Annotated in this window: 12 protein-coding genes and 1 pseudogene; 8 read left to right on the forward strand and 5 right to left on the reverse strand. The window is 66.7% G+C overall.

Features of this window, described 5'->3' with window-relative positions:
• Window positions 1-5 precede the first annotated feature (5 nt).
• Genes AB0H86_RS41960 through AB0H86_RS41970 form a run of 3 tightly spaced genes read right to left on the reverse strand, consistent with a single transcriptional unit; the run spans window position 6 to window position 3,483 of the window.
• Window positions 6-698, reverse strand: coding sequence for a hypothetical protein (locus AB0H86_RS41960; RefSeq protein WP_362451239.1), 693 nt, complete (start codon window positions 696-698; stop codon window positions 6-8).
• Between the two features lie 59 nt (window positions 699-757).
• Window positions 758-2,971: a DUF6571 family protein gene (locus AB0H86_RS41965; RefSeq protein ID WP_362451242.1), complete on the reverse strand. Its 2,214-nt coding sequence runs from the start codon at window positions 2,969-2,971 to the stop codon at window positions 758-760.
• Between the two features lie 35 nt (window positions 2,972-3,006).
• A complete protein-coding gene (locus AB0H86_RS41970) occupies window positions 3,007-3,483 on the reverse strand; it encodes a hypothetical protein (protein WP_362451244.1) in 477 nt (158 codons plus the stop codon).
• 471 nt (window positions 3,484-3,954) lie between these two features.
• Here AB0H86_RS41970 and AB0H86_RS41975 point away from each other — a divergent pair, with 471 nt between their 5' ends.
• From AB0H86_RS41975 to AB0H86_RS42010, 8 genes and pseudogenes are all read left to right on the forward strand, one after another.
• Window positions 3,955-4,404: a hypothetical protein gene (locus tag AB0H86_RS41975; protein WP_362451246.1), complete on the forward strand. Its 450-nt coding sequence runs from the start codon at window positions 3,955-3,957 to the stop codon at window positions 4,402-4,404.
• Between the two features lie 2 nt (window positions 4,405-4,406).
• Window positions 4,407-6,176: a hypothetical protein gene (locus AB0H86_RS41980; RefSeq protein WP_362451248.1), complete on the forward strand. Its 1,770-nt coding sequence runs from the start codon at window positions 4,407-4,409 to the stop codon at window positions 6,174-6,176.
• 90 nt (window positions 6,177-6,266) lie between these two features.
• A complete protein-coding gene (locus AB0H86_RS41985; protein ID WP_362451251.1) occupies window positions 6,267-7,508 on the forward strand; it encodes a S8 family serine peptidase in 1,242 nt (413 codons plus the stop codon).
• Window positions 7,509-7,635: 127 nt separating this feature from the next.
• Window positions 7,636-7,986 (forward strand): WXG100 family type VII secretion target, encoded by a 351-nt coding sequence (locus tag AB0H86_RS41990; RefSeq protein WP_362451253.1) that lies wholly within the window; start codon window positions 7,636-7,638, stop codon window positions 7,984-7,986.
• Window positions 7,987-8,060: 74 nt separating this feature from the next.
• On the forward strand, window positions 8,061-8,360 hold the full coding sequence (locus AB0H86_RS41995; RefSeq protein ID WP_362451256.1) for a WXG100 family type VII secretion target: 300 nt from the start codon (window positions 8,061-8,063) through the stop codon (window positions 8,358-8,360).
• Window positions 8,361-8,602: 242 nt separating this feature from the next.
• Entirely contained in the window at window positions 8,603-9,424 is an 822-nt protein-coding gene (locus AB0H86_RS42000) for a serine/threonine protein kinase (protein ID WP_362451259.1), read from the forward strand.
• 14 nt (window positions 9,425-9,438) lie between these two features.
• Window positions 9,439-9,984: pseudogene (locus AB0H86_RS42005) on the forward strand (serine/threonine-protein kinase); the annotation flags it as partial.
• A gap of 107 nt (window positions 9,985-10,091) precedes the next feature.
• Window positions 10,092-11,690: a PQQ-binding-like beta-propeller repeat protein gene (locus AB0H86_RS42010; protein WP_362451261.1), complete on the forward strand. Its 1,599-nt coding sequence runs from the start codon at window positions 10,092-10,094 to the stop codon at window positions 11,688-11,690.
• Window positions 11,691-11,729: 39 nt separating this feature from the next.
• Here AB0H86_RS42010 and AB0H86_RS42015 read toward each other — a convergent pair whose 3' ends face one another.
• Both AB0H86_RS42015 and eccCa read right to left on the reverse strand, forming a co-directional pair.
• A complete protein-coding gene (locus AB0H86_RS42015) occupies window positions 11,730-12,749 on the reverse strand; it encodes a hypothetical protein (protein WP_362451264.1) in 1,020 nt (339 codons plus the stop codon).
• An 83-nt stretch (window positions 12,750-12,832) separates the two neighbouring features.
• Window positions 12,833-16,807 (reverse strand): type VII secretion protein EccCa, encoded by a 3,975-nt coding sequence (gene eccCa, locus AB0H86_RS42020; RefSeq protein ID WP_362451266.1) that lies wholly within the window; start codon window positions 16,805-16,807, stop codon window positions 12,833-12,835.
• Window positions 16,808-16,818 lie beyond the last annotated feature (11 nt).

Raw genomic sequence — 16,818 nt, forward strand, 5'->3', positions numbered from 1 at the left:
AGAGGTCAACCCTCGTACCCAGGCCAATTCGCCGTGCCGATCGAAGGAACCGAACTCGGGAGATTGGTGTCGTTCTTGCAGCCCCCCTGCTTGGCGACGTCGCGCGCCAGCTGGAGCATGATGTCCACGCCGACCTTGCGGGCCTCGGTCGCGGACAGGCCGCTGCCCTTCATCGGGCGTGCAAGGACATCGACCTTGATGTACTTGTCCCGCTTCATGTACGCGGGTGCGTCGTCAGGAAGGTCGGGTGTGCACTCGAAGAACACCACCTGCGAGGCTCTGAGGTAGTACGCGAGGACGCCCATGTCCATCCGTGTGCGAGGTTCGTCCCCCTGTGCGTCGGCCGTGGGGAGCTTCTCGGTGGGAGGAGTGTCGTCGTTCCAGGCGATGTCGACGTCCAGAACGGTGTCCAGCGAGCCGTCGCTCTGGGCTTCGTATTCGCAATGGCTCGGATAGTGCTCCGAGACCACCCGGAAATCATCCTGTTGATGCAGGAGCTTGTTGCCCGGCGCAAGAAGCTTCTGGAGGGTGGCCTGACTCGGTGTCCCGTTCCAACACGGTTTGGACGGTGCCTTGAGCGCGTCCGCTGTGCCCTCGTCGGAGCGGGCCGACCAGAAGTAGACGCCCGCACCGAGGACCGCCAGTACGACAACGACGCAGAGCGCTTTCGCTCTGCCGGACATTCTTCCGACGCTCATGTCTTCCCTGCTTGGTCGCTGGCTCTACGAAACTTCGACAACTGCTGCCGAACTCAAGGTCATTTCGGAGGGTTGCGCTTGTAGTGGTCCTTGGCCTCCCGCTGAAGCTCCTTACCGTGGTCGAAGCCCTCGCCCGTCTGCTGTGTCACGTCGCGACGCATGTCCGTCGGATCCACACCAGCCGGGGTGCCGGCCACCTGAAGTCCGTTCGACGCCTGGTCAAGAGCGTTCTGGCGGGCGTTGAAGGAGGACTCTCCTGCCTGGTGGGCAGTCTCGGCAGAGGTGTTCCGTTCCGCTCCCTCGACCACCTCGCCGACGACTACCTCGGTGACGCCGTTGATGACCTCTCCGGCGATGGGCACGCGCTCGGTGGCCAGACCCACAGTGGAGCCGAAAGCGGTGTTGAACATGTCTGCCCGCTTTTGCAGCGCATCGTTGTAGTCCTGGTCGCTCTGCTGGCCCCCGGTGACGATCTGGTCGTGTCGAGCTCCCGAGAGGAGGCCCTCCACCGTTCCGGTGTTGTACGCGATGTGCTTCAGGTTCTCCGCCGGTGTTCCCGCGTACTTCTCCGGGTGCGCGTTGGCGTCCTGCATCACCCCGGCCGAGTAGTTTTCCGCCCCCAGGGTGGCCTCGGCGTAGCCGTCCGGATTCCTGCCGACGGTGTCGAGGAACTCCGCGGTGGCAAGCGGGTCGGTGAACTTGGTCGGACTGCCGTAGAGGTCGTCGAAGTCGTCGGACTGGCTCAGCGTGGAATTGACCTCGGGCATGTACTCGCCGGCCATCCGCCCGAGGCTGTCGCCCATCGTGTCGTCGGCCAACTTGGGATCAGCAGCCACCGCGTTGATGACCTGGTTCATGATGTCCTGGCGCTGTTCGCTGTGTTCGGGGTGGGCGCCGACGTCGCCGTGGTCGTACGGAAGCCCGGACACCGCCGCCTCAAGGGCGTGGCCCAGAGCGTCCTTTCCGTAGATCACCGGGTCCTTGGCTGCCATGGGGGAGGTCATGTCAGGGATCCACTGCCGGGCGCCGTCGCCCTTGCCGTCCGCCCCCATGCCCATCAGGTAGTCCAGATTGCTCATCTGCTTGCCCGGGCCGGCGACGTCGGCGTGAAAGAAGCTGGTGGCCGCGTCCGGATTGTGCCCGTACGCCTCCAGGAGACCCGTGACCGGATCCCAGCCGCGGCCGCCTTCCGTGTCGGCGTTCAGGCCGAAGTTCTTCATGCCCCCGTAGTTTCCGTCGGGGCGCCCCCACGCTCCGCCTTCGCGCTCGTACGCGATCATGTCCTTGCCGACCTTGTCGAGGAACCCCTTCGGGTACTCGCCGTGCCTCAGCAGCGTGCCAAGCACCTGATACCCCTTGGGTACCACCTGGTTGCCCTGCATCTGAAGATCGAGATCACTGCGCCCGACGCGCATGAGTTCGTCGGTCCACTTGTCCCCGAGACCGGGAGTCGCGGTGGCGAGCGCGGTGCCCATGCTGTCCTGGATGCTCCTGGCGAGCCGCAGTTGCTCCCCGCCTTCCGCGGTGCCATCGAGTGAGAGCTGAGCCTGGAACCGCAGCGACCCCTCCTGGCCGAGGCCCCGGTAGAGATCGGTCGCGAACTCCTTGTCGTCCGCGTTGTACTTGATGAGCGTCTGGAGCTCCCGCAACTCCTCCGTGGAGAGCTCCTTGCCCTCCTTGTAGAGCTGCAGGCTCTTCTTGGCCAGTTCCTCGGCTCGTTGCTCCTGGGCGTCGTCGAGCGATGTGTAGCTCTCGTGACCGAAGTTGAACTCGTCGCTGCCGTGGCTCTTGCGCAGCGCCCGACTCACCGAGTCGTCGATCTCCCGTGCCTGCGAGATGATCTCGGCGATGCGATCGGCGAGCTCTTGAGCCGTGTTGAGTTCGTTCTGGGTGTGCGTGTCGTCGGTGGTGCGATCGTGCGGATAGAAGACGTGCACTTTTCCGTCGCCTACGTCGTTCACTCTCAGCCCCAGCCCAGGCGCCTCCGTGTGAACAGCCGTGTTCAACTTCTTCTGGAGCGCTATGAGTTCGGTGCAGGCGTCGTCGAGGACCTGGTAGATGCTTGAGGCCTCGGCGTGTGCGTCCGTGAACTCCTTGGCCGTCTTTTTCACGAACTCGCGTGTCACGTCGGAGTTCACGCCGGCCCATCGGGCGCTCTCCGACTTTGCGAGCAGGCCCTTCTCGGCCCTGTCCGCGAGCTTCTTGAGGTTGTCGACGATCTTCTTCCAGTCGGCGACAGAAGCTGTCAGCTTCCCGAGGCTGACCTCGGACAAGTTCGTCATGGTGATGCCGGACACAACAGCCCCCGTTACTTGAAGTACTTGCTGAGCTCCGATACCGACCTGCCGGAACCGTCCCTGCCTTTGACCGCCGCCGCGATCGCCGCATCGTCGTTCGCGTGCAACTTCTTCGAGAAGTCGAGATGGTTCGATATGGCAGCGCAGGCATCGAGCAGCGAATTCACCTGGCTCGTCCAGATCTCAACGGTCAGCGAGAGACTGTCGCCCAAGGCGAAGTTCGAGCTGGACAGCTCGGTTGCCGCCTGCATCGTGCTACCGGAGCCGTGCTTGTCCATCCCCATGCCGGCCACATCCGCCTGACCGTGCAGGTCACCATGCAGCCCATGAGCCTCATGCCCGACGGCGCCCAGGTCGTCCTGGTTCACGACCAGGTCACCGCCGCCTCCGCCACCACCGCCGTCCGGCGCGAGCTGGTTCAGGCGCATGTGCGTCGAACCTCGTTCCGCAGCCTCTGACTTCAGCTGATCCCACTCTTCCCATGCCATGTGCGGCACCTTCCCCGTGACCGTGCTCGTCCCCGTGATCGTGCTGAACTCTGGTGCTCCTGCCGACTTTTGGTGATTGCGCGGGAGCGTGCAGCACGCTAGCAAGCCTGTTCGTGCTACAGGAGAGTTGCTGCGGAGTCGTGATCGGTCGAGTGTAGAAGTTTGATGAAGATCACGAAGAGGGCTGTTTGGTGGGCGGCGACCGTGGTCACGATTGGTCAGCGCCCTGAGATCCGCACGGCCAGGGGTCCTGGCAACCGGCTGACGCAAACTCGCAAATCGGGCAAAGCTCTGTGCCTGCCTCGGTCTCGTAACGGACTTAACACACACCGCTGTTGGCCCCGTTGTACAGGTTGACTACAGTGGTAAAAGCGTTGTGAGGCGTAGCTTGCTTTGCGATCGTATGGTGAGTGGTTGGTCGGTCCCGATCTGATGAGGACTGACGGAAGTACGGGGAAACGGGGGAGCGTCGTGGGGCTGCCGGACAGCACGGGGGGCGCGTCGGCGAGCAGGGCAGCGGACCTGGAGGTCAGTGGTGAGCTGCTGACTGATTTCGTGAATCGGGTGGACGCAGTGCTCCGAAAGCTTGGGGAATCTGCGGGCAACCCGACGAAGGTGAGCGCTCAAGGGATCAGGAAGGCGTCTCTCGGCAATGTGTCGGACGCCGCGACCTTCCCTGAGGCGCACAGTCTCTACATGCAGTACGAGCGAGTGCACCAAGAGCTCACATCCCTGTCCAAGACCCTGCACCTGCAGATCGAGGCGACCGGTATCGCGGTGCAAGGCGCCGCTCATGGCTTCGACGGTCTCGAAGAGGAGCAGCGCCAGCGCTTCTGGGCGATCCAGGCGGAGATTCGAGGCATCCAACAAGCGCAGGGCGACAGGCTGCACACCCACGACTCGAAGACCACGAGGTTGTGACGATGACCGACAAGCACGAGGCGGACCTGCAGCGGGTCAATGCAGAGAACGCCTACACGGACATCACCAGGGCAGGCGAGCACCTGCCGCAGGGTGGCGGGCTGTTCACCACGATCGTCAACGGCGTCGTGCGCACGGTTGCCGAGACCAACCCGAACAAGAAGGCCGTTTGGGGCAGCACGGACTTCGACGGCAAGGACCTCGGTCTCAACCAGATGCTCGACCTCGTTGAGGGGACCGACCCGGAGGATCTGGAGTCTTCAGGCAAGGCTCTGTGGGACGCGCGCGATGCCATCAAGGAAGCGGCTGATGAGCTCAACGGGCACATCGACAAGGTCCGTTGGGTCGGACAGTCGGGTAGTGACTTCCGTATTTGGGGCACGAACCTCGTGGCGAGCACGACGGAGCTGAGCAAGTTCGCTGGAGACGCCGGCGATCAGCTCGCCACTGCGGCCGTGGGCCTGGCGTCTGTGCGCGGCTCCATGCCCTCTCGTGACGCAGAGGCGAACCGGAAGCGACCCGAGCACTTCACAGAGGCCGAGAAGGCGGCGAACAAGGACGAGTACGCCGCAGCCGTACGGGTGGAGAAAGACCGTCAAGAGGCCATCAACCAGATGAATCGGTTGGCGTCGTACTACGCGGTCTCGGGACAGGAACTCGAGAGCTTGCAGGCTCCCACGTTCAAGAGTATGCCCAGCGTGGGAGTACCTCGCCCCGAGCAGCAGCACTGGACCCCTTCTGGCTCTGGTAGTTCTGAAGAGACCGGATCAACAACCCCGGCGACTCACCAACACTTGGTCGCGTCAACGGGCCGTACGGACACTCACGACATCAGCAATACCCCGACGCCCGCGAAGGACATCACGGGCAGCATTCCGCGTCCGGATGATGTTGTTGGTACGAATATCGACAGCGTCGGCACACTGCCACCCCCTACGACCGCACCTGTGACCGGCCATATGCCGCCGGTCACAGGTACCCCTCCCATGGGCGGCCAGCCCCCCATGCCTGACGGCTTCGGGACCCCGGTCCCCAATGGCATGTCAGGCCGGAACCTGAACGGAACAGGCGGTCTCCGTACCCCTACGTCCGCTCAGGGCCGTGCTGGGGCGCCCGGCCTGACCAATTCGGGCTCTGGGCGTACCGCGGGGCAGGGGGCCACGAACCAGATGGGGCGCGCCACGTCGACTGGTCAGTCTGCTGCCAAGGGGCTTACCTCCGGATCGAGTTCGTCTCAGATGGGCCGAGGGATCAGTGGCGGTACGCCGCGCGCCGGCGGCAGCGCGACGCCACGTGCGACCAGCGGGCCGACGACCGGTGCCGGCCGGGCCAACGGAGTCGTCGGGGGACGTCCTGCCGCTGGCAATGCTGCAGCGAAGGGTGGGTCGAAGATTCCTCGCGGCACGGTTGTGGGTGGCGAGGGGGCGGCCAACTCCCGGCCCGGTACCGGTCGGCCGGGCCAACGTGGCGTTTTCGGAGCAGCACCCGAGTCCACGGCGAGGCCTGGTTCCCGGGCGACGGTCCCTCGGGGCAATGCGGGTACCCCCGAGGCTGTCACGGGCAGGGCTGCCGCCCGTAACTCCGCTGCCGGAGCCGAACGTAACGGCATGACGCGCGGCGGTGCCGGCCTCGTACGCGGGCCAGCTCAGAACGGGAAGCCCGGTGACGAGCGGAACGCTCAGGGGTCGACGCGTCCCGACTACCTGGTCGAAGACGAAGAGACCCACCTGCCCGACAAGCCCCGGCGCGATGTGCCGCCGGTCGTCAACTGAGCACGAGCGAGGACACGGAACACGATGAAGTCTGGGACCAGCCGACGAGACGAGCGAGCTACGTTCCACAGCACGCACCGCGGTAGACGAATGCGTGCTGTGGGCGCGGTCGTTGGCGCCCTGGCGGTAACAACCATCGGGTTCGCTCCCAATGCCGCTGCATACGACGCGCAGTCAAAGCAGTGGTACTTGGCGCCGATGAAGGCCGAGAAGATGTGGAAGGTCAGCACAGGGAAGGGCGTGAAGGTTGCTGTCATCGACAGTGGCGTGAACCCGAATACCCCGTCGCTGAAGGGACAGGTCCTGACCGATGAAGTCCCCAAGTCGGTGTCGTACGGTGCAACGGACGACTACACCGGCCATGGCACCACCATGGCCGAGTTGATCGCAGGCACCGGAGCAGACGGTGGCCTGCAGGGGTTGGCGCCAGGGGCGAAGGTTGTTCCGATTCGGCTCGCACTCGAGGGTCTGAAGGGTGGGGCGGCAGAGAAGCAGAAGATGCCCGATTCCGTAGACGCGATCAAAGCGGCCGCCGATACCGATGTAAAAATCATCAACATGGCATTCGGTGCGGAGGGGCCGGACCCCGACGAAGAGGCAGCTATCGACTACGCCGCTTCGAAGGGCAAGTTGTTGATTGCCGCGGTCGGTAACAATGGTGAAAATGGGGGCCCCATCAGCTATCCTGCCGCGTCCCCGTACGTGGTTGGTGTGTCGGCAATTGCCGAATCTGGCACGGTGTCTAAGTTCTCGTCGAGCGGAGGCTATGTGGACCTCACGGCGCCGGGGCAGGGCTTCCCGGGGTGGTGCGATGCGAACTTCCGCTCGTACTGCGATGACAGGGACGGTACGAGTCCGGCTGCGGCGATCGCCTCGGCCTCTGCAGCCCTGATCTGGTCCGCACACCCTGACTGGACAGTGAACCAGGTCACCCGTTCCCTGATCGACACGGCAGGCCGTGACTGGCCGGAGGATGAACCGAGCACCTACCTCGGATACGGATCTGTTCGCCCCCGCGTGGTTCTGGCGAAATCCAAGTACAACCCCGGGCCTGCGAACGTCGATCCGCTCGCCAAGGAGAACGGCGGCGATCTGCTGGCAAAGTCCGCATCCTCGTCCTCGTCTTCCACTTCGTCCGCACCCTCTGCCTCTGCTTCAGGCCCGTCACAAGCCCCCGAAAAGGGTTCCACCGACGGAACCTCGGCGGCAGGATCAACCACAGAAGCATCCAGTGACAGCAACACCCTCTGGATTGCTCTCGGTGCGGCCGCCGCCGTCATCGTGATCGGTGGTGTCGGCGTGGTCGTCATGCGGGCGCGCCGCGCCAGGTAACAGCCGCCAACCGTTCATAGCCCTGTGCTCGTCGGATGGGGCGTGCAAAGCGTGCTCACGTTGCAAGTCGCAAGCGCAGTGGTGAGCCGAAACAATGGGATCAGCAACAGCCTCAGAAAGGGTGACCATGGCCGGCGGAAAGCAGAAGCTCGAAGATGCCGCAGTAGTCCAACTCCAGAAGCAGATGCTGGAGAAGTACGAAGGCATCACGAAGCGCGTGCACAGCCTTCAGGGTGTGATCGACGGCCTCGAGGGCCAGTGGCAGGGAATCGGTCGTGCCGCGTTCGACAAGAAGCAGTACGAGATCAACGAGTCGCTGCAGAACATCGGCAAGATCCTCGGTGATGTCATCGAGGCGATGACCTCGACGCGCAACATCAAGGACAGCAAGGAAGACGAGGTGCGCGCGGCGGTCAGCAAGATCGACGTCCAGGACGGCGCTCCCACGGTCTCGTCGTCCTCCCTCAGCTCCTACTGAGCCGAGCGGCGTTCAGAATTTCGCCGGACAGCCGGCAGCCACCACGCACACCCAGCGAGACGAGGGAAACAGGTATGGCCAACAACGCCGATGGGCTGCAAGTCACTTATGACGGGCTCGATGTCGCGGCCACCAAGATCGGTAACGAGGCGAGCCAGCTCGAGCAGGACCTGCAGGAGCTCAAGAAGCTGGTCGTGAGCAGCCTTCAGTACTGGGAGGGCGACGCTCAGAACACCTTCAACGAGAAGCTGCACCGGTGGGACAAGGAAGCCAACGACATCCACACGGCGCTCACCGGAATCGGCCACGTCGTCGCGACGTCGGGCGGTACCTACATGCAGGGTGACAAGAAGGCGGCCAGCTACTTCCAGTAGGAAGAAGGCCGTAGCCGTAATTCCGGGGTGGGCGCGCGCGGGAGGCGCCCACCCCGCTGCCGTGCCCCGCACGGAGACGAAGGGTAAGGATGTACGCGCCAGACGCCAGCCGAGGTGTGCGGCGGATCGGTCCTTATGCGGTCGTCACTCGGCTCGATCCACGCCGTGACGCGCAAACCCCCGTCTCCGAGCATCGCTTCATTGCCCGTAGCGCCGACGGCGATCGCACTGTCCTGATCAGCATGCCTTTGGCGACCGCAGACCCACAGCGCTTCATGGCCGAAGCCGACGCCTCCCGTTATCTTCTTGGGCCTTGGGTCCTCCCGGCCGTGGAACTCGCCGGTCCTGGTGAGGGAGCCTGGTACACCCGGGCCTATCTGCCCGCACTTTCGCTCCCCACTGCCCTCGCGGTGAACGGCGGCCCTCTGCCCGAGCCAACGGTTCGGGCGCTCGCAGTCGCCCTCGCCGAGACCCTCACCGTGATACACGGTCAGGAGCTCACCCACGCGGGACTCTGCCCGTCCGCCGTACTGCTCGCCGCGGACGGACCCAGGCTCACATGCTTCGGAGCTGTGCGTGCCGCCGGACCGGACGGCGTCGCGCGCCAGGGCGTCCCCGGGCTCGACGCCGGCAGCCTTCCGCCCGAACAGGCCGCCGGCGGGCAACCTCGGCCACTGGGTGACGTATATGCACTGGGCGCGACCCTGGCCTACGCCGCTACGGGATACACGATGCCGGAGCGGGAAGAACTGCCTCCGGCGCTGCGGTCGTTGGTCTCCCGGTGCCTGGCACGGGATCCGGTCAGCCGCCCCCAACTCGCCGAGATCATCGATGTGTTGGCGGACGAAGGCAGCCAGGGCCCTCCCGTCGGGTTCGGGCCCGCAACGCGCGCAGAGACAATGCTCGGTCCCGGCTGGGTGCCCGCTCGGATCGTTGCCGCCATCGTCCATCAGTCGGCGTCCGTGCTCGCCGCGGAGGTGGAGATACAGGCCCAGGCGAATCCGGCCTGGCCCCCGCCGGAGGCGGCACCGGTCCCAGCAGCATTGCCCCCTCACAGATACTGACAAGAAAAGCCCCCATGCCGACTCCTCTCACCCATGAGGATCCCGTAGCCCTCGGCCCGTACCGGCTCATCGCCCGGCTCGGCAGTGGAGGCATGGGCACCGTCTACGTGGCGCGTTCAGCGGGCGGACGTACCGTCGCGCTCAAGACCATGCACTCAGGCCTTGCCTCCGATCTGGCCGCCCGCACCCGTTTCCGGCTCGAGGTGGATGCGGCCAGGGTCATCGGGGATCGGTTCGGGGCTCGGGTGATGGACGCGGATCCGCTCGCGGAGACGCCCTGGCTGGCGACGGAGTATGTGCTCGGGCCCCCGCTCGACGAGGCCGTCGAGGCCGGGGGAGTGTTGCCGGAGCCGTCCGTGCGGGCGCTGGGGGCCGGCCTGTGCGCGGCGCTGGGCCAATTGCACCAGTCCGACGTCGTGCATCGCGACCTCAAGCCGTCCAACATTCTCGTCACCGCCTACGGACCGAAGATCATCGACTTCGGCATCGCGCGGGCCATCGGGGACGACCGACTGACCCGCACTGGTGCGGCTGTCGGTACGCCGGCCTTCATGTCGCCGGAGCAGGAGCACGACGCCGTCGGCGACGTGTTCGCGCTCGCCGGAGTGCTGGTGTACGCGGCCACTGGGCGCCCGAACACGGGCTTGCCCTCACCACGACCGGGCAGGTGCCCGTCACCCCGGGCTACGGCGCGCCCGAGCAGGTCCTGGGACAGCGCGTCACCCCGTGCGCTGACGTGTTCTCACTGGGCGCAGTTCTGGCATACGCGGTCAGCGGCAGACGGGCGTACGAGGGAACACACATCGCAGCCGTGCAGTACGCCGTGGTACACGGCGAACCCCAACTCGCCGGCATCGCACCCGAGATGCACACCCTCATCGCACCCTGCCTCGCCAAGGACCCGGCCACGCGTCCCGTTCCTGCCCAGATCGTCCAGGCCATGGCGGCGCCCAAGAGCGCCGAACGGGTGTGGCGGCGCGGTCCGCTCGCCGAAGCCATCAAGGAACGGGAGACCGCGGCACACCGGCTGACCGCCCACGTCACTCTCGAGACGGCTCCGTCCGTCACCCGAAGGCGCCTGCTCACCGGACTCGGCGCGGGAGGCGTGGTCGTCGCAGGAGGTGGCGGCACGGCGGCCTGGTGGCTGGGATCGCGCGGCAGCCAGGGCGGCAGTTCGGGCCAGGCCAAGAGCGATCCCTTCGACATTCCCGCCGCGGTGCCCACTCCCATGGCCAGTCTGGACAGCAAGGGGGGAGAGAACCTCCTGACCGGTGCGAAGCAGCCGACCATCATCTGGAGCAAGAGCGACGTGGTGGACGTCTACTCGCGCCCGTTGCTGCCCGTACGAGACGTCATCGTCTTCGGTGCCGCAAGCGGAGGCATCGCGGCGTACGACGTCAGGGACGGCAGTACCCGCTGGAGCGCGTCCGACATCAGAACGAAGAGCGGCTATCTGTCCCTCTCGGACCGGCTGGTCATCGGGGCCGACAAGCGGGGAGTCCTGCGCACCTTCGTCCCCTCCACCGGCACGCCCAAGTGGACCTGTCCGGCCGCCGAGGCGGCGATGCTGCTCGCCGCGGACAAGGACGCGGTGTACTTCGTGACGCTGGACGACAAGCTGCGCAGCGTGCGCCGCGCGGACGCGAAGGTGCGTTGGACGGCGACTGTCCCTGCCGACTTCCGAAAGAAACTGCTCAACCCGGCCGCCATCGGCCAGGGCAAGCTGGTCATGTCGACATCGGACGGCAACGTGCTCGTCGTGCGCACCAGCGACGGCCGTAAGGAATGGGCCCGCCTCGACCACGCCGAGGTCACGGTTCGCCCGGCCGTCCACGGCGACACCGTGTACATCAACGCCAAGAACCTGGACGCTCGTCGGCTCAGCGACGGGAAGCTGATCTGGAGTGCCAATATCTACGACCCTGAAGAGTGGGGCCCGCCGGAAGCCCATGCGAACGTCGTCTACGCCAATGGAGGCGACGTCACCAGATGCCTGGACGCGCGCGACGGCAGCGAGCTGTGGCACGCCTACAACGACGCGGATGACGCGAGCCCAGCTCTCCTGCAGGGCAACGCCGTCTGGACACTCCACGCCAACTCCAACTCGCGTTCACCTTCCGTGCTGGTCAGTGCGATTCGGTCTTTCGACGGAGAGGAGAAGTGGACGTACAAACTCCCGGCGGCCAGCTACCTCCGCATGGCCGCCGACGGAAATCGCGTCTTCGTCATGAAGGACAGCAATGTGGTCACCTTCTCAACGTTCTGAACAGACCAGGGCATCCCCTGCCAACGGAACCGACGGCGATCAGGCAGGCAACTCCACATCCGTACACCTGTGCCGCGCTGCCGACCGCTCGGCGAAGGGGCGCAGGGACGAGAGGAGGGTGCTCTTCGTCGGCGCCGCGTTCTGCGTCGCCTCGATGCTGAACAGTGCCCTCACCGCCGTGCCGGGACACGAGGCGGTCCCCCACGCCATGTCGTCCTCGATGCCGGCGTTCCCGTTCATGCCGTCCAGATCGTCGGACGTCGTCCGTAGCCGCTGAGCGAAGGGACCGAACGAGGCGTCCAAGTAGTACGAAGGCACCTCCGAGTCCATGGTGTCGCTCAACGCACACCGTTCGAGCGGGGCACTGCTCGAGCCCGTGGTCTCCATGACCCATTCGAATGGCAACGCACGCGATGGGACGCCTTCGCACGTGCCTGCCGCGCTGTCCGGGAACGTGTGCTCCGCAGGCAGGGACACTTTGGGGATCCGCCCCCCGAACGTCCCCTCGCACGACCAGTGTTCCGCCGCCTTCCGGGCCGTCGCGGCAGCGAGTTCCCCCATGGCGCGGGCTTCGGCCACATCCTCGTGGGACTCGTCCGTGGCGATGGACACGACAAGGGAGGCGGACGTGTTCTGGCAGGGCAGCACGACGGCGGTGTTACGCATGTCCGTATAGCCCTGCCACCCGCCACCCAGGGCAACAGGAAGGTAGTCCGACGAGTCCGTGTGCAACATGTCGAGCATGTTGAAGCCGACAGAATTGGCGGAATCATCGGCTACGAGCCCGACGGTCACCCTCATATCGGCGACCGCGCACGAATCGAAGCTCTCGTCACCGGCCTCGTGCTTCAAGTCGCGGGACAGGCCGACCTCCGTATTGAGATCGGTGAACACGGCAGACTCCGCATAAGGAATCAACCCGTCGCAGTACGACGCCAACTTGTCCTCGTACCGCCATCCCTTCCCGGTGTCGCTCCACTGGTACCACCCATAACCCGCCGCGAGAACAAGCACCAGCGGCAGAACGCCGAACAGTGTCACCCGTCGTACGACCTTCATGGCCCTGTCCCCTTGCCTCAACGACCAAGGGCCGTGACCGCCAAAGCAGCCACAGCCCCAAGAAGCCGTACATCAGCCGACCGTCATCCGTTACCGTCCCCCATCTGGCCGACCTGGACCAGCGGCTTGCCCCGCTTGCGGGACACGAACACGCCCCGTCCCGCGGGCATCGGGCGCGGGCGCACGTTGCCCAGCAGGTCGCCCTCTGCCGGGTCGCCCGCGAGGACGACACCCTGCGCGCCGAGCTCCTTGATGCGCTGCATGAAGGTCTCGTAGCCCGCGCGGCCCGCGCCCGCGGTGGAGCGGGCGATGATGAAGCGGACGCCGACGTCACGGGCGAACGGGAGCAGATCCGTCAGGCCCGCCAGCGGGTTGCCGCTCGACGTGGACACCAGGTCGTAGTCGTCGACGATCACGTAGACCGTGGGGCCACGCCACCAGCTGCGGTCGCGCAGCTGCTCCGCCGTGACGTCCGCGGTGGGCGTGCGGCGCTGCATCAGGTCGGCCAGAGCGTCCATGTGGTGCTGCATCTTGTTCGACATGGGGATGTACTCCGCCAGGTGGGAAGGCGGGGTGACACCCAGCAGCGAACGGCGGTTGTCGACCACGAACAGCTTGCAGTTGTTGCCGTCGTACCGCTCGGTGAGGCGCTTGATGAGCAGCTTCAGCAGGTTCGACTTGCCGGACTCGCTCTCGCCGAAGACGAGGAAGAACGGGTCCTGGTCGAAGTCCACGAACACCGGCTCGAGGTTGTCCTCGTCGAGGCCGAAGGAGACGCCACGGTTCGGGAACCGGTCGCCCGGGGGCAGCTGGGCCGCCGGGAACTCCCTGGGCAGCAGGCGTACTTCGGGCGCGCCGGGCTCCTGCCAGTGGCGGGCGACCTCGGCCGTCAGGGCCTGTGTCGCCTCCGCCAGGTCCGTGTCGGAGGACAGGCCGTCGATGCGCGGGACCGCCGCCATGAAGTGCTGCTTCTGCGGCGTCTGACCGCGTCCCGGCACGCCCGTGGGCACGTTCGCCGCGACCTTGCGGTCGAACTCGGAGTCCATCGCGTCGCCGAGCCGCAGCTCCAGGCGGTTCATCAGGTGGTCCTTGAGGTTCGCGCGGACCTCCATGGAGCGCGAGGCGGTGAGGACCAGGTGGATGCCGTAACCGAGGCCGCGCGCCGCGATGTCCAGGACCAGCGGCTCCAACGCCTCATAGTCCTGACGGAAGTTGCCCCAGCCGTCGATGGCCAGGAAGACATCGCCCCAGGGCTGGTCGGTCAGCGAGATGTCGCCCCGCGCGCGGCGGGTGCGGAACTCGGCGATCGAGGAGATGTTCGCCGAGCGGAAGTACTCCTCGCGGCGGGTCAGGATGCCGTACACCTCGGCCGCCGTACGCCGTACCTTCTCGGGGTCCAGGCGCGAGGCCACACCGCCCACGTGCGGCAGGCCGGCCACCGCCGACAGACCGCCACCACCGAAGTCCAGCCCGTAGAACTGCACTTCCTGCGGGGTGTGGGTGAGCGCGAACGAGGCGACGATCGAGCGCAGCAGGGTCGACTTGCCGGACTGCGGACCGCCGAGGATCTGCATGTGACCGGCCGCGCCGCCGAAGTCGGTCCACAGCGGGTCGCGGCGCTGCTCGTACGGCTTGTCGACGAGGCCGACCGGGATGACGAGCCGGCCCGCGCCCTCGTAGCCGGGCTGGGTCATGCCGCGGCCCTGCACCGGAGCGAGTCCGGGCAGCAGCGAGTCCAGCGACGGCGGACTGTCCAGCGGGGGCAGCCACACCTGGTGGGCGGACGGGCCCTGGGCCTCCAGGCGCCGCACGATGACATCCAGCACGGTGTCGGCGAGCGCGTCGTCCTTCGGCTCGTCCGGCTCCTCCTGGCGCTGCCGCGGGATCGCCGAGTACTGCACCGGGACCTCGGCCGCGGTGAACAGGACCGGCCGGCGGTCGACCGGGAGCGGTCCGCCGGGCGCGGCGGACTGCTGCGAACTCGTGCGGTAGACGCCGGAGACGTACGCCGCCTTGAAGCGCACCATCTCCTCCGTGCCGAACTTGAGGAGGCCGGAGCCCGGGACGTTCGGCAGCTCGTAGGCGTCCGGGACGCCGATCGCGGCGCGGGACTCGGCCGCGGAGAACGTCCGCAGACCGACCCGGTACGACAGATAGGTCTCCAGGCCGCGCAGGCGGCCCTCCTCCAGGCGCTGCGAGGCCAGCAGGAGGTGCACGCCCAGCGAACGGCCGATCCGGCCGATCTGCACGAACATCTCGATGAAGTCCGGCTTGGCGGTGAGCAGTTCGCTGAACTCGTCGATGACCAGGACGAGGGAGGGGATCGGCTGCAGAGGGGCGCCCGCCGCGCGGGCCTTCTCGTAGTCGTGGATGTTGGCGTAGTTGCCCGCGTCGCGGAGCATCTCCTGACGGCGGTTCAGCTCGCCGCGGATGGAGTCGCCCATGCGGTCCACCAGGGTCAGGTCGTCCGCGAGGTTGGTGATCACGGCTGCCACGTGCGGCATCTGCGCCATACCGGCGAAGGTCGCACCACCCTTGAAGTCCGCGAGGACGAAGTTCAGCGTCTCGGAGGAGTGGGTCACGGCCAGACCGAGGACCAGGGTGCGCAGCAGCTCCGACTTTCCGGAACCGGTCGCGCCGACGCACAGACCGTGCGGGCCCATGCCTTCCTGCGCCGCCTCCTTGAGGTCGAGCATCACGGGCCGGCCGTCCTCACCGAGACCGATCGGCACCCGCAGCCGCTCCGACTGCGAACGCGGCCGCCAGGTGCGCCGCGGGTCCACCGAGGCCGCGTCGCCCAGGTTCAGCAGATCCGTGAACTCCAGGTTGGCGAGCAGCGGTTCGCCGTCGTCGCCGCCCGTGCCCATGCGCAGCGGCGCCAGCTGCCGGGCGAGCGCCTCGGCGGCCTCGTACGACAGAAGGTCCGGCGTGCCCTCGTAGACCATGCCGTGCGACGACTCCAGGCGCAGTTCCTTCGGGTGCACGATGACCGAGAGGTCCCCGCGCCCGAAGCTGAGGTCACCGGGCACCACCTCCACGACGGTCACGCCCTGCAGGCCCTCGGGACTGGCCAGCAGGGACGTGGGCGGCAGGGAGACACCGTCGAGCACGACCACCAGGTGCGGCTGATCGGAGACCGGTGGAGCGGCGGGGTGGAAACGGGGGCGGCCCTGCAGAAGGGTGTCGAGCCGCTCCTCCAGCTCCATCGGGTCGGCCGTGATCAGGCGCATGCTGCCCGCGCCGTCCGAGGCACCCTGGGTCTGCAGGTGCGGCAGCCACTTCGCCCATTCCCACTCGGGCGCCGACTCCCGCCCGGCGGCGACCGCGATGACCATGTCCTCGGGGGAGTGCAGCGCGGCGAGGCAGGCGGCCACGGCACGCGCGGTGCCGCGTACGGTGCGGGGCTCGCCGGAGATCGTCACGTGGTAGAAGGCGCGCAGCGAGACCGCCATCGGCAGGTCCTCGAGGGTGCTGTGGGTGGCGAGGAAACGCTGCATGGCGCCGGTGGTCAGCGGCTCCAACTCGTCGACCGGCGCGGTCTGCGGAGGAACCAGGGGAGTGGCCAGGGCCTGCGGGCCGAGGCCCACTCGCACCTGCCCGAAGTCCTCGTCACCGGTGCGCCGTTCCCACACCCGGCTGCCCTCGGCGACCAGGGCCCACAGTTGCTCCGGTGAAGGGTTCAGGTAGTACTGGGCGTCGCGCTGGGCCTGGGCGGTGCCCAGGGCCTGGCTCCGGGTCTGCGACAGATAACGGAGGTAGTCGCGTCGCATGTCCGCCAACTGCCCCTGGTTGCCGCGGCGGTAGCGGACCAGCATCGCGATGCCCATGGCGACCGTGGAGGCCACCATCACCATGCCCATGATCTTCATGAAGGGCTGGGCCTGCGGATTGAAGAAGAACACCACCGAACCGCCCATGCCGAGCATGGGCAGGAGCTGCATCAGTGCGCCCTCCTGCTGCCCGCGCGGAAGCTCCGGCGGAGCCTCGAGCATCACCTCGTTCGTGGGCACTTCCTTCGGCAGTGCCCGCGGCGGGCGCTTGACGACGATGTGGCTCACTACGCACCAAT

Origin of the sequence: Streptomyces sp. NPDC050997, from assembly GCF_040660135.1 — a bacterium.
Classification (GTDB): domain Bacteria; phylum Actinomycetota; class Actinomycetes; order Streptomycetales; family Streptomycetaceae; genus Streptomyces.